The sequence below is a fragment of the Paractinoplanes brasiliensis genome (assembly GCF_004362215.1).
Lineage (GTDB): Bacteria > Actinomycetota > Actinomycetes > Mycobacteriales > Micromonosporaceae > Actinoplanes > Actinoplanes brasiliensis.
In genome coordinates, this window is sequence record NZ_SNWR01000001.1 from 4,313,031 (window position 1) to 4,325,568 (window position 12,538).

A 12,538-nucleotide genomic window follows, 5' to 3' on the forward strand; every position below is an offset into this window, starting at 1 on the left:
GCGATGCCGCGCGCACGGGAATGGCGTTGCACAGCGTTACCGAAAACGGTCTAGGCTGTCGCCCGTCTGCGAAACCCGACAAACTCATTCGACGATACGGATGCCGACGTGACTACGACTCTGACGGAGCCCGAAGGGGCCCAGAAGGAGTGGCCCGGGCCGTTGCCCGGCGCCGAGCCCCTGCCCGGCCAGCTCGACCGCTGGCTCGCCTCCCACGGTCAGGAGCTCGTAGCGATCCGGCGTCACATTCACGCGCACCCCGAGCCGTCCTATCACGAGTTCGAAACGGCGGCCCTGGTCGCCCGCGAGCTCGCCGTGGCCGGTCTGTCGCCGCACATGCTGCCCGAGGGCAACGGTGTGATCTGCGACATCGGCGAGGGCGACCGGGTGATCGCGTTCCGCGCCGACCTCGACGCGCTGCCGCTGCAGGACCTCAAAACCGTGCCGTACAGGTCCACGGTGCCCAACGTCGCGCACGCGTGCGGCCACGACGTGCACACCACCGTGATGCTCGGCCTCGGCCTGGCCCTGCAGCAGCTGGCCGAGCAGGGCGAGCTGCCCGGCCGGGTCCGCCTGATCTTCCAGTGCGCCGAGGAGACGGTCCCCTCCGGAGCGCCGAGGCTGATCGCCGCCGGCGCGCTCAAGGACGTCGCCGCGATCTACGCCCTGCACTGCTACCCGCAGCTGCCCGCGGGCCTGGTCGGGGTGCGTTCGGGCCCGTTCACCGCGGCCGCCGACACGGTCGACGTCAAGCTGACCGGCCCGGGCGGGCACACCGCCCGGCCGCACCTGACCGCCGATCTGGTGTACGCGCTGGCCAAGGTCATCACCGACGTGCCCGCGCTGCTGGGCCGCCGGGTCGACCCGCGGGCCGGGCTGTCGATGGTGTGGGGCGCCGTGCACTCGGGCGAGGCGTTCAACGCGATCCCCGGCGAGGGCTACGCGCGCGGCACCGTCCGGGTGCTGAGCCGTGAGGCCTGGCGCACCGCCCCCGAGCTGGTCACCCAGCTGATCAAGGACGTGGTCGCGCCGACCGGGGCGCACGTCGAGGTGGGCTACCACCGGGGTGTCCCGCCGGTGATCAACGACCGGATGGCCGCCGCCGTCATCGCGGGCGCCGCCGGCGCTGCGCTCGGCCCCGACCGGGTGGTCGAGGCCGAGATCAGCATGGGCGGCGAGGACTTCTCGTTCTATCTCGACCAGGTGCCGGGCGCGATGATCCGGCTGGGCACCGGGGTGCCCGGGTCGGACGAGAAGCACGACCTGCACCAGGGCGACTTCGATGTGGACGAGAGCAGCATCGGTTACGGCGTGCGGGTCATGGTCCACACCGCGCTGGCCGCCCTGGCGACGGGCGCGTTCTAAGGCTGCTGCGGGGGCGCTGGCGGCCCGGCGACGGGCTGCTGCGCCACCAGCGCCGGGCGGCGGCGCGAGCGGTTGAACCGGCGTACGGCGTAAACGATCGCCCATGCCGGCAGGCCGAACGCGATCAGCCAGGGCAGCAGCGCCCCCAGCACGGTCAGCAGCACCCGCAGCGAGGCCAGCAGCGCGTCCCAGCCGGCGCCCAGACCGCTCAGGAAGCCGGGCGGGTCGTCGTCGGCGACAGCCTCGGCCTCGGGGTCGAGCAGCGTCACCGTGATCGTGGAGAGGGCGGTCAGGTCGGCCAGGTGCCGCTTCTTGGCCTGCAACGACGCCAGGTCGGACTCGCGGGTGGCCACCTCACGCTCGAGCATCACCAGGTCGTTGAGCGACTTGGCCTGGGCCAGCAGCTTGCGGCCGCTGTCCACCCGGGCCTGCTGCACGGCGATCCGCGCGTCCAGGTCGATGGTCTGATCGGTCACGTCCTCGGTGTTGATCTGGCGCTGCTCCTCGGCGCCCAGCTTGGCGAGCTGGTCGACCACGCCGGAGAACTTGTCGGCGGGGACGCGCAGCTCCATGGTCGCGGTGTCCGAGCCGGAGCCGCTGCTGCGGTTGTCGCCGCCGACGAAGCCCCCGGACGTCGTCGCTATGCCGGTGACCCGCCCGGCCGCGGCCTCGACGTTGTCGACCCGGACGGAGATGGATCCGCGATAGATGATCGAGCGTTGCTCGACCCGCAGGTCGGGCGCCTGGGCCTGGGCGTCCCGGCCCGTCTCGGGCGCGGCCGCCTCGCCCTGGGCCGCTCCCTTGTCCATGGCGGGGGCCGCCCCGCCCGCGGAGGACGCTGAGTTGTCCGAGGCGCCGTCCCCGCAACCGGCCAGCATGAGACCAGCGATGATCACGGTGCCCAGCACATATGTCTTTCGAGCGCGCATGCTTTCTCCCAACCCCGTTTCGATGTGCCCCTGGGACGTGCGGCGGAGGTTTCCCGGTTCCGGCAGACTGCGGAATGAGCGGTCACGAATCAGCAGCGGAGGGATCCCGTGCAGATCACGAAGTTCACGCATTCCTGTCTCCGGATCGAGGGCGCTGGGGTCCTCGTGGTCGATCCGGGGGCGTTCAGCGAGCGAGCGGCGCTCGACGGCGCCGACGCGGTGCTGATCACGCACGAGCACTTCGACCACCTCGACCCGGAGGCGCTCACCGAGACCTTGGAGAAGCGGCCGGGGCTGCGGATTTACGCCCACGCCGACGTACTGGCCCAGCACCCGCGTTTCGCGGAGGCGTCGACGGCGGTCGAGCCGGGCGGCGAGTTCGAGGCCGCGGGTTATCGCGTACGGGTCCACGGCGGTCAGCACGCCGTGATCCACCCCGACATCCCGCGGATCGCGAACGTGGGTTATCTGATCGCCGACGGGTCGACGAATCTCTACCACCCCGGGGATTCGTTCACCGTGCCGGAGGACACGACGGTGGACACCCTGTTCGCGCCGTTGAATGCTCCGTGGATGAAGCTCTCCGAGTCGATCGACTTCGTCCGGGCGGTCAAGCCGGGGCGGGCCTACGCGCTGCACGACCATCTGCTCACCGAGACCGGGGCGAAGGTCTCCGACGGACATCTTGAGCGACTCTCCGGCACGAAGTACGCGCACCTCGCGCCCGGCACTACCATCGCTTGACGTGCCCAGCGCCACCGACGATCTGATCCAGCGGCTCTACGAGTCCCCGCCGGAGGGCTTCGTCGCGGCCCGGACAGCCGCCATCGACGACGCCCGAAAGGCCGGCGACCGGGCCACCGCCAAGCGCCTGGCCGCGCTCAAGAAGCCGACCGTGGCCGCCTGGGTGGTCAACCTGCTCGCGCTGCGCCGGCCCGAGCTGATCGAGGAACTGGTCGAGCTCTCCACCGCGCTGCGCGAGGCCCAGCGTGGGCTCGACGGCTCAGCCCTGCGCGAGCTGACCAACCAGCGCCGCCAGGTGGTCTCGGCCCTGGTCGCGGCGGCGGGCAAGCTGGCCCGGGCCGAGGACCCGTCGGCCAAGCTGCCGCTCGGCGAGGTCGAGGCGACGCTGACCGCGGCGCTGGCCGAACCCGAGATCGCGGCCCAGGTGCGTACGGGCAGGTTGATCCGTGCTGCCACCTACGCGGGCTTCGGCGAGGTGCCCCGGCCCCGGCTCCGGCTCGTCACCGACGAGGCCGCCGTTGCCGATGACGACGATGCGGACGGCGACGCCGAGGTGGTCGAGTTCCCGCGGGAACGCGCCGCGGCGGCCGAGCGGCGGCGCCGGGAGTTCGAGCAGCGGCGTCGCGAACTCCGCCGGGAGCTGTCGAACGCCCAGGCGGCCGAGAAGCGCGCCGACGACCAACTCGGACGCGCCGAGTCCGCCGAACGTGATGCTGGTCACGTGGTTGAGGACCTGGACGCCGAACTGGCCGAATTGGAACGCAAACGTACCGAGGCGCAGGCGGAAGTGGCCCGGCGCAAGCAGGCTCGCCGCCTCGCCGAACGGGAGGCCGCCGCGGCCCGCCGCCAGGTCGGTGACGTTCAGGCCGCGTTGGAGGATCTTGAATCGGACGAGCCGGATTGATCCGGTTTACCGCCCCGGATGGGAAGAATATTTTCCAGATCGGGTCAGGAAGAGCAGAATCGCTCGGGTGACCCCCGAACAGGCAGCCGCCAACGCCAAGACGGGGCTGGCGACGATTGTGGGCGCCTTCGCCGAGTCGCCACAGACGCTGCGCCGCGCGCGTCTGCTGGGCCTGTCCGGCTGGGCCTACCACGTTTCCGCGCGTGCGGGCGCGCTCGGCGACGTGCGTCCCGAGACCGTCGCGGCCTCGATCGGCCTCATCGCCCCGGAGGCCGTCATGGACGGCTGGGAGGCGACGGCCAAGACGTCCGCGCCGATGGAGGTGGCCACCTGGCACCTCCACGAGCTGTGCACCTGGGGCGTCGAGCAGATCGGCGGCTTCCCCCGGCTGGCCCGGCTGCACGAGCTGACCCGCCGGGTCGTGGCCGCTGTCGACTACGCAGGCCTGCCGCTGTTCGCCGCCTGGCGGGCGATGCCGGTGCCCGAGCAGGCGCCCGGCGCGCAGACCGCGGTCCTGCTGCACCTGCTGCACGAGCACCGGCTCGGCGTGCAGCTCGTGGCGGTGCGGGCCAGTGGGCTCACCCCGCTGCAGGCGATCATCGCCGGGCCCGAGGGCGAGACCGGCGCGGTGGCGTTCGGGTGGCAGCCGCCCTATCCGGCGGCGGGCCCGATCGTCCGGCGGCTCATGTGGGCCGAGTCCGTCGCCGACGCGATGGCCGGACAGGCGTACGCGGCCCTCGACCTCGGTGAGCGCGTTGAGCTGATCGGCCTGCTGGAGTCGCTGAGGCACCGGCTGCAGCGGTAAAAGGCTCGCCCGGCGCCTCCCCGGCGTGATCCCATGCCGGGGTGACTGAGCTTCCCGACGGCTGGAGCGTGCGCCGGCCCACCCTCGACGACGCGCCCGCCATCCTGCAGCTGGTGCACGCCAGCGACATCGCGGCGGTCGGCTACCCCGACTACAGCCCCGAAGAGGTGCGCGAGGCCCTCACCGAGCCCAACACCGACATGGCGCGCGACTGCTGGGTGGCGCTCGACGCCGGCGGCCGCATCGTCGGCTGGACCTATCCCGGCAACGCCACCGGCGCGAGCCGCGACTTCATCGAGGTGTACGTCTGGCCCACCGACGGGCTGCCCGCGATGCGCCCGCTGCTCGAGCTGATGCTGGCCCGGGTGGCCGAGCGCAAGGCCGAGTTCGGCCACGAGACGTACGAGGTCCGCGCCGGCGCCGTGCCCACCGAGACGGCCTGGATCGACCTGCTGACCGAACACGGGTTCGGCTTCCTCAAGCAGAACGCGCGCATGCAGATCTCGCTCGACGGCGTGTCCGCGACCCCGCCGGAACCGCCGGCCGGGGTCCTGATCCGCAACGTCCGGCCCGATGACGAGGCCGAGATGCGCGCCTTCCACAGCGTCATCGAGCAGGCGTTCCTCGACTCCGACCACCGGGCGCTGCCGTACGACGCGTGGCGCAAACAGGCTTCCGCGCTCGACGAGTGGTTCGTGGCCGAGGCCGACGGCGAGGTCGCGGGCGTGCTGGAGTCGTCGTTCGACAGCGACCAGGGCAACGACGAGGGCTGGGTCAAACGGCTCGCGGTGCTCGGGGCGTACCGGAAAAGGGGTTTGGGTGAGGCCCTGCTGCGCCGCGCCTTCGCCACTTACGCCGGTAAAGGGCGCGCCAAGGCCGGCCTGGGGGTCGACATGGCCAACCCGACCAGGGCGGCCCGGCTCTACCTCGCGGTCGGCATGAAGCCGCTCTACGAGGCCAACATCTATCAGAAGATCATCTAGGACTCGGGCGACGGCGTGGCGGTGGGCCGGCGGCGCAGCTCCTCGACGTAGTCGTCGGGGGCGCCGGCCTTCTCGGCGGCGTTCGCGATCTCGCTCAGATACCACGCCGTCGGGAGCCCGCCCTCGTAGCCGGCGAAGACGTAGACCCAGGCGCTGAACTCGCCCTCGAGCGTGGAGACACGCACGGTGACCTTCTGATAGGCCCCAGCGGTCACCCCCTCGACCTCGTCGAGCTGTGACGCATCCCACGGATGAACGTCGTAGAGGGAGACGAAGACCCGGTCCCCGGGCGATTCGACGATCGTCGTGACCGCGCCCTCCCAGCCAATTTCCCCCTCACCGGCAAAGGTCAGGCGCCAGCCTTCTATCCACCCCACGCCCACCATGGGCGAGTGCGGACAGTAGGCCCGCATGCGGGCCGGGTCGAGGTTTGAGCCATACGCGGCGTAATGACGCACGGCGATGACGATAGCGGCACCGGGCGGTCGTGGAGAATACAAGCAGTGCGTGTCGGCACAACTGCCATGCGGGAAGAGGGTTGGAGCGTCGTGAGTCGGATCGTGATCATCGGTGGGGGACCGGGCGGGTACGAGGCGGCACTGGTCGCGGCCCAGCTCGACGCGGACGTCACCCTCGTCGAGGCGGACGGCCCGGGCGGCGCCTGCGTCCTGACCGACTGTGTGCCGTCCAAGACCTTCATCGCCAGCTCCGAGATCATGACGGGGTATCGGCACAACGAGCGGTTCGGCATCCGTTCGGCCGGGCTCGACGGCGTCACCGTCGACGCGGTCGCGGTCAACGACAGGGTGAAGCGGCTCGCGCTGGCCCAGTCCGCTGACATCCAGGCCAAGCTGGTCAAGGCCGGGGTCGACGTGGTGCACGGCCGGGCCCGCATGGGCGAGGACACGCTCGGGCACACCCACCAGGTGCTGATCACCCCGCACGGCGGCCAGACGTACGCGGTCGAGGCCACCACGGTGCTGCTGGCCACCGGGGCGACCCCGCGGGTGCTGGCCACCGCCCGTCCGGACGGCGACCGGATCCTCGACTGGCGTCAGCTGTACGACCTGACCGAGCTGCCCTCCCACCTGATCGTCATCGGTTCCGGTGTCACCGGCGCCGAGTTCGCCAGCGCCTACCTCGCCATGGGCGTGCGGGTCACGCTGGTGTCGAGCCGCGAACGGGTGATGCCGCACGAGGACGCCGACGCCGCGATGGCGATCGAACGGGTGTTCCGCGAGCGGGGCATGACCATCCTCAGCCAGGCGCGCGGCAAGAGCGTCGAGAACACCGGCTCCGGCGTACGGGTCACGCTCGGCGACGACCGGGTGATCGAAGGCTCGCACGCGCTGATCGCGGTCGGCGCCGTGCCCAACACCGCCGACCTGAGCCTCGCCGAGTACGGCGTGCAGGTCGGCGACGGCGGTTACGTGACCGTCGACCGGGTGTCGCGCACCAATGTGCCCGGCATCTACGCGGCCGGCGACTGCACCGGCGTGCTGCCGCTGGCCAGCGTGGCCGCCATGCAGGGCCGCATCGCCATCTGGCACGCGATGGGCGAGGCCGTGGCGCCGCTGCGGCTGCGGACCGTGTCGGCCAACGTCTTCACCGACCCCGAGCTGGCCACCGTCGGCGTCTCGCAGAACGACGTGGACGCGGGCCGGGTCCCGGCGCGTCAGGTGATGCTGCCGCTGACCGGCAACGCCCGGGCCAAGATGGCCGACCTGCACGACGGCTTCGTGAAGCTGTTCTGCCGGCCGGCCACGGGCCAGATCGTGGGCGGCGTCGTGGTGGCGCCCAAGGCGAGCGAGCTGATCCTGCCGATCACGATGGCGATCGAGAACAACCTGACCGTGGACCAGCTGGCCCACACGATCACTATCTACCCGTCGTTGTCGGGGTCGATTGCGGAAGCGGCGCGTCAGCTGATGCAGCACGAGCTGCAGTGACGGCCAGTTCCTCGTCCTTGCGGCCGCCGAACAGCGCCAGGATCCACCCGGCGGTGCCGAAGACGACGGCGGCGGTGGCGGCGATCGCGAACAGCCGCCACGCCGACTGGGTGATCGCCGTTCCGCCGACGTGGCCGACCAGACCGCCGTACGTGCCCCAGGCGAGCGCGGCCAGGCCGTCGTAGAGGGCGAACAGCTTGATCGGGTAGCGGCGGCGGCCGGCGTGGAAACCGGCCGCCATGCGCCCGCCGGGCACGAACCGGCAGAGGAGCAGCACGAGCGGCCCCGGCCGGCGCAGGCCCCGGGTGAACCGCTCGGCGGCCTGCTTGGTGCGTGAGGCCTCTTTGGCCTCCTCGTCGTGCCGGGGGGCGTAACGCGCGCGCAGGGCGGACAGACGGCCCGAGCCACGCTCGCCCGAGGAGCGGCCGAGGACGAACGCGATCGAGTCGCCGGTGAGCATGCCCAGGGCGCCCACCGCGATCACGAGAGCAAGATCGAGATTGCCGTAGACAGTCAGCGCCCCGGATGTGATCATGATCGCCTGGATCGGAACGACCGGAATCATCGCGTCGATGGCGAGAAATCCGAAAAGAGCAAGGTATGCCCATGCCGGTGTTGCCATCATGGTCAACAGTTCGGTCATGGTCATGCCACCTCGCGGTGTTCCGGGGTCCACGTCATTGTTGGCGAGGACACCTGAGAATGGGCTGTGTTCAGCATGCTCCCTGATCAGACCCGGTCGTCGGTGATGCCGGACACGGTAATGCCTCGATCCCGCCGCCGCTGCCCATTTTCGGCTCGGTCCCGTCTCGTAAGGGCGAGATGTACCGGTTGATCCCGCTCGTTTTTCGCCGGCAGCGGAGCGGGCGTACCGTGAGATCTGCCGGAACGCCGGGTCCCCCGTTCTCGGTGTGCCGGCCGATGGGCCGTCCGTAGGTCCCGTACGGGCGGCCCACTCGCTTTACCCTGTGCGGATGCCCTCGCTCGTCCCGCCCACCGTCGACGTTCACGAGTCGTTCCTCGCCGCCATGGACGAATACGTGGCCGAGGGGCGGGGTGGGCTCGACGACTTCAGCAACATCGGCAACGACCTACGCGCGTACGCCTCCACGTGGGCCACGGCCGACGGCTTCGCCCGATACGTCGACTACCTGCTCGCGCAACGCCTGGAGGAGACACCCCGCCCGCCCGGCTTCGTCCCGACGACGGTGTTGTGGTGGCTCGACGGCCCGATCTATCTCGGCCGCCTCAACATCCGGCACCGGCTCGCCCCCGGCCAGGCCGGCGAACGCAACGGGCACATCGGTTACGACGTACGCCCCGGGGCCCGACGCCGCGGTCACGCCACCGCGATGCTGGCCGCCGCCCTTCCCCTCGCGGCCACGCTCGGCCTGCCCCGCGTGCTGATCACGTGCGACTTCGACAACGAGGCGTCGCGCCGCACGATCGAGCGCAACGGCGGTCGTCCGGCCGATCGCCGGGACGAGAAGCTCCGCTACTGGTTGTGACCCCGCCGAGGTGTGCGGGCTCCGGTGTCCCGGCGGGTCCTGGCCGGGCTCAGTCGATCGTGCAGACCACAGCGCCCGCGGTGACCGTCTCGCCGACCTTGATGGACAATGCCGACACCGTGCCCGCCTTGTGGGCCTGCAGGGGCTGCTCCATCTTCATGGCCTCGACCACGACGATCACGTCGCCCTCCGAGACGGTGTCACCGTCGGAGACCGCGACCTTGACGATCGTGCCCTGCATAGGAGCCGTCAGAGCCGCGCCGCCGGCTTGGGCCGCGGTGCCGCCAGAGCCCGAGGCACGCCGGGAAGCAGGGCGGCCGGACGCAGCCGGGCCGCCGCCCTGCAGCAGCTTCGCGGGCACCCGTACCTCCAGCCGCTTGCCGCCCACCTCGACCACCACGGTCTCGCGCTCGCCGCTGTCGCTGCCGGCGACCGCCCCGCCGGTGAAGGGCTCGACCTCGTTGGCCCACTCGGTCTCGATCCACCGGGTGTGAACAGTGAAGGGCTCCGCGGTGAAGGCCGCGTCGCGCACCACGGCGCGATGGAACGGAAGCACGGTCGCGATCCCGTCGATCACCGTCTCGTCGAGCGCGCGCCGGGAACGCTCCAGCGCCTCTTCCCGCGTACGGCCGGAAACGATGATCTTTGCCAGCAGGGAGTCGAAGTTGCCTCCGATGACACTGCCCGCCTCGACCCCCGCGTCCACGCGCACACCCGGGCCGAGCGGCCACGACAGCGACGCGACGACGCCGGGGGCGGGCAGGAAGTTGCGGCCCGGGTCCTCGCCGTTGATGCGGAACTCGATGGAGTGGCCGCGGGGCGCCGGGTCCGCGGTGAGTTCGAGGGCCTCACCCGCGGCGATGCGGAACTGCTCGCGTACGAGGTCGAGGCCGGCCGTCTCCTCGCTCACCGGATGCTCGACCTGCAGGCGCGTGTTGACCTCGAGGAACGAGATGGTGCCGTCCTGTCCGACGAGATATTCGACAGTGCCCGCGCCGTGATAGCCGGCCTCGAGGCAGATCGCCTTGGCGCTCTCGTGGATGGCGGCGCGCTGCTCGTCGGTGAGGAACGGGGCCGGCGCCTCCTCGACCAGCTTCTGATGGCGGCGCTGCAGCGAGCAGTCGCGCGTGCCGACCACGACCACGTTGCCGTGCGTGTCCGCCAGGACCTGGGCCTCGACGTGCCGCGGCCGGTCGAGGTAGCGCTCGACGAAGCACTCGCCGCGTCCGAAGGCCGCCACCGCCTCGCGTGTCGCGCTCTCGAACAGCGCCGGGATCTCGTCGAGCGTACGGGCGACCTTGAGCCCCCGGCCGCCGCCACCGAACGCCGCCTTGATCGCCACCGGCAGCCCGTGCTGCTCGGCGAAGGCGATGATCTCGGACGCGTCGGCCACCGGGTCGGCTGTGCCCGGCACCAGCGGCGCGCCGGCCCGCTGCGCGATGTGCCGCGCGGTGACCTTGTCGCCCAGGTCGCGGATGGCCTGCGGGGTGGGCCCGACCCAGGTCAGGCCCGCGTCGAGCACCGCCTGCGCGAAGTCGGCGTTTTCCGACAGGAAGCCGTAGCCGGGATGCACAGCGTCGGCCCCGGCCCGTGCGGCGACGTCGAGCAGCTTGTCGATGCGCAGATAGGTCTCGGCGGCCGTCTCACCGTCCAACGCGTACGCCTCGTCGGCGAGCCGGGCGTGCACCGCGTCGCGATCACTGTCGGCATAGACGGCGACGCAGGCGAGACCGGCGTCCTGACAGGCCCGGGCGACCCGGACGGCGATCTCGCCACGGTTGGCGATCAAGACCTTACGCACGGGCTGAGCTTACGCTGAAGGAGTGTCCGCAACGCGCATGATGATCCTGGGCCTGGTTCAGTGGATGGAGCCGGTGCACGGTTACGACGTACGGCGTGAGCTCCTGAGCTGGAGCGCCGACAAGTGGGCCAACGTGCAGCCGGGGTCGATCTATCACGCGTTGCGCAAGATGACCGACGAGGGCCTGCTGCACGAGGTCACCACCGAGCAGATCGGGGCGCGTCCCGCTCGTACGACGTACGGGATCACCGACAAGGGCCGGGCCGAGTTCCAGTCGCTGCTGCGTAACGGCTGGTGGAACCTGTCGCCGGGGGTCGATCCGTTCATGGCCGCGTTCTCCTTCCTGCCCGCGTTGCCGCCCGCGGAGGCGGCGGCCGCGCTGCGCAACCGCGCCACTCAGCTGCGCGCCGGCGTCCAGCAGCTCGAGGCCGCGACCAAGGCCGACTGGGCCGACAACAAACCGATCCACGTGACCTGGCTGTGGGAGCGCAGCATCGTGATGGCCGAGGCCGAGATCGCCTGGTGCGAGCGGACCGCGAAGCGGATCGAGGAAAATGGTGAAATCAAGTTTGGCTAGTAAAACTTGACGGCCGTAAGCTGCGGTGATGATTGAGACTCGCGGCTTGCGCAAGTCGTTCACCTCGCGCCAGGGGCGCGAAAAGAAAACCGTCGAGGCCGTACGCGGCGTCGACCTCAACGTCGCCGCAGGCGAGATCTTCGGGTTCCTCGGTCCGAACGGGGCCGGCAAGACCACCACGCTGCGCATGCTGGCCACGCTGATCGTGCCCGACGACGGCACAGCCACCATCGCCGGCGCCGACCTGCGCACCGATCCCGGTGAGGTGCGCCGCCGCATCGGCTACGTCGCCCAGGGCGGCAGCACCTGGGACGACTCGACGGCGCGGGAAGAACTCGTGCTCCAGGCCCGGCTCTACGGCGCGGGCAAGGCGGCCGCGCTGGAACGGGCCGCCCGCGTCCTCGACGGCTTCCAGCTCAGCGAATACGCCGACCGCAAATGCAAGACCTACTCGGGCGGCCAGAGGCGCCGGGTCGACATCGCCCTCGGCATCATTCACGAGCCCAAGGTCGTCTTCCTCGACGAGCCGACCACCGGGCTCGACCCGCAGAGCCGGGCACACATGTGGGACGAGATCAGACGGCTGCGCGCGGAGGGCATGACCGTCTTCATCACGACCCACTACCTGGACGAGGCCGACGCGCTCTGCGACCGGATCTCCATCATGGACCACGGCGAGATCGTCGCGTCCGGCACACCCGCCGACCTCAAACGCGAGATCTCGGGCGACGTCGTCCGGGTCGGGCTGCCCGTCGACGCGGTCGCGGCGGCCGCCGCGGCGCTCACTTCCTACAAGCTCGAGACGTACGAGGACAACGTGCGCCTCTACGTGGAGGACGGCGCGGTGTCGATCCCGCAGATCCTGCGCGCCCTCGACGCGGCCGGCGTCCCGCTGGGCACGATCGAACTGCACCGCCCCAGCCTCGACGACGTGTTCCTCACCAAAACCGGCCGATCGTTGCGGGAGAGCTGA

Annotated in this window: 13 protein-coding genes; 9 read left to right on the plus strand and 4 right to left on the minus strand. The window is 70.9% G+C overall.

The features are described from left to right. Positions 1 to 108: 108 nt before the first annotated feature. Entirely contained in the window at positions 109 to 1,365 is a 1,257-nt protein-coding gene (locus C8E87_RS19465; protein WP_133874415.1) for an amidohydrolase, read from the plus strand. On the opposite strand, the gene C8E87_RS19470 is transcribed toward C8E87_RS19465, so the two are convergent. Then, a complete protein-coding gene (locus tag C8E87_RS19470) occupies positions 1,362 to 2,294 on the minus strand; it encodes a DUF4349 domain-containing protein (protein ID WP_239079803.1) in 933 nt (310 codons plus the stop codon). The genes C8E87_RS19465 and C8E87_RS19470 overlap by 4 nt on opposite strands. 108 nt (positions 2,295 to 2,402) lie before the next feature. Between C8E87_RS19470 and C8E87_RS19475 the strand changes: the two genes are divergently transcribed. From C8E87_RS19475 to C8E87_RS19490, 4 genes are all read left to right on the plus strand, one after another. Continuing rightward, complete coding sequence (locus tag C8E87_RS19475) at positions 2,403 to 3,038, plus strand: MBL fold metallo-hydrolase (RefSeq protein ID WP_133874416.1); 636 nt, start codon at positions 2,403 to 2,405, stop codon at positions 3,036 to 3,038. 1 nt (position 3,039) lies between these two features. Then, the gene (locus tag C8E87_RS19480; protein ID WP_133874417.1) at positions 3,040 to 3,942 is read left to right on the plus strand and encodes a hypothetical protein; all 903 of its coding nucleotides are present in this window, start codon (positions 3,040 to 3,042) and stop codon (positions 3,940 to 3,942) included. Positions 3,943 to 4,009: 67 nt separating this feature from the next. Next, positions 4,010 to 4,747: an SCO6745 family protein gene (locus tag C8E87_RS19485; protein WP_133874418.1), complete on the plus strand. Its 738-nt coding sequence runs from the start codon at positions 4,010 to 4,012 to the stop codon at positions 4,745 to 4,747. 41 nt (positions 4,748 to 4,788) lie between these two features. Beyond that, on the plus strand, positions 4,789 to 5,730 hold the full coding sequence (locus tag C8E87_RS19490; protein WP_133874419.1) for a GNAT family N-acetyltransferase: 942 nt from the start codon (positions 4,789 to 4,791) through the stop codon (positions 5,728 to 5,730). On the opposite strand, the gene C8E87_RS19495 is transcribed toward C8E87_RS19490, so the two are convergent. Next, complete coding sequence (locus tag C8E87_RS19495; RefSeq protein ID WP_133874420.1) at positions 5,727 to 6,188, minus strand: gamma-glutamylcyclotransferase; 462 nt, start codon at positions 6,186 to 6,188, stop codon at positions 5,727 to 5,729. The two genes, C8E87_RS19490 and C8E87_RS19495, sit on opposite strands and share 4 nt — an antisense overlap. A 90-nt stretch (positions 6,189 to 6,278) precedes the next feature. On the opposite strand from C8E87_RS19495, the gene C8E87_RS19500 reads away from it, so the two are divergent. Next, the gene (locus C8E87_RS19500; protein ID WP_133874421.1) at positions 6,279 to 7,679 is read left to right on the plus strand and encodes an NAD(P)H-quinone dehydrogenase; all 1,401 of its coding nucleotides are present in this window, start codon (positions 6,279 to 6,281) and stop codon (positions 7,677 to 7,679) included. On the opposite strand, the gene C8E87_RS19505 is transcribed toward C8E87_RS19500, so the two are convergent. Beyond that, positions 7,609 to 8,322 carry a DedA family protein gene (locus C8E87_RS19505; RefSeq protein WP_133874422.1) on the minus strand — a complete coding sequence of 238 codons (714 nt, stop codon included), beginning with the start codon at positions 8,320 to 8,322 and terminating at the stop codon, positions 7,609 to 7,611. The genes C8E87_RS19500 and C8E87_RS19505 overlap by 71 nt on opposite strands. 331 nt (positions 8,323 to 8,653) lie before the next feature. Here C8E87_RS19505 and C8E87_RS19510 point away from each other — a divergent pair, with 331 nt between their 5' ends. Further along, the gene (locus tag C8E87_RS19510; RefSeq protein WP_133874423.1) at positions 8,654 to 9,187 is read left to right on the plus strand and encodes a GNAT family N-acetyltransferase; all 534 of its coding nucleotides are present in this window, start codon (positions 8,654 to 8,656) and stop codon (positions 9,185 to 9,187) included. A 49-nt stretch (positions 9,188 to 9,236) separates the two neighbouring features. Here C8E87_RS19510 and C8E87_RS19515 read toward each other — a convergent pair whose 3' ends face one another. Next, positions 9,237 to 10,988, minus strand: coding sequence for an acetyl/propionyl/methylcrotonyl-CoA carboxylase subunit alpha (locus C8E87_RS19515; RefSeq protein ID WP_133874424.1), 1,752 nt, complete (start codon positions 10,986 to 10,988; stop codon positions 9,237 to 9,239). Positions 10,989 to 11,010: 22 nt separating this feature from the next. Here C8E87_RS19515 and C8E87_RS19520 point away from each other — a divergent pair, with 22 nt between their 5' ends. Continuing rightward, positions 11,011 to 11,565 (plus strand): PadR family transcriptional regulator, encoded by a 555-nt coding sequence (locus tag C8E87_RS19520; RefSeq protein WP_239079804.1) that lies wholly within the window; start codon positions 11,011 to 11,013, stop codon positions 11,563 to 11,565. A 28-nt stretch (positions 11,566 to 11,593) separates the two neighbouring features. Beyond that, positions 11,594 to 12,538 carry an ATP-binding cassette domain-containing protein gene (locus C8E87_RS19525; protein ID WP_133874425.1) on the plus strand — a complete coding sequence of 315 codons (945 nt, stop codon included), beginning with the start codon at positions 11,594 to 11,596 and terminating at the stop codon, positions 12,536 to 12,538.

Coding starts and splice junctions, on each gene's coding strand:
- C8E87_RS19510 (WP_133874423.1), top strand. CDS start 8,654: ATGCCCTCGCTCGTCCCGCCCACCGTCGACGTTCACGAGTCGTTCCTC.
- C8E87_RS19525 (WP_133874425.1), top strand. CDS start 11,594: ATGATTGAGACTCGCGGCTTGCGCAAGTCGTTCACCTCGCGCCAGGGG.
- C8E87_RS19470 (WP_239079803.1), bottom strand. CDS start 2,294: ATGCGCGCTCGAAAGACATATGTGCTGGGCACCGTGATCATCGCTGGT.
- C8E87_RS19505 (WP_133874422.1), bottom strand. CDS start 8,322: ATGACCGAACTGTTGACCATGATGGCAACACCGGCATGGGCATACCTT.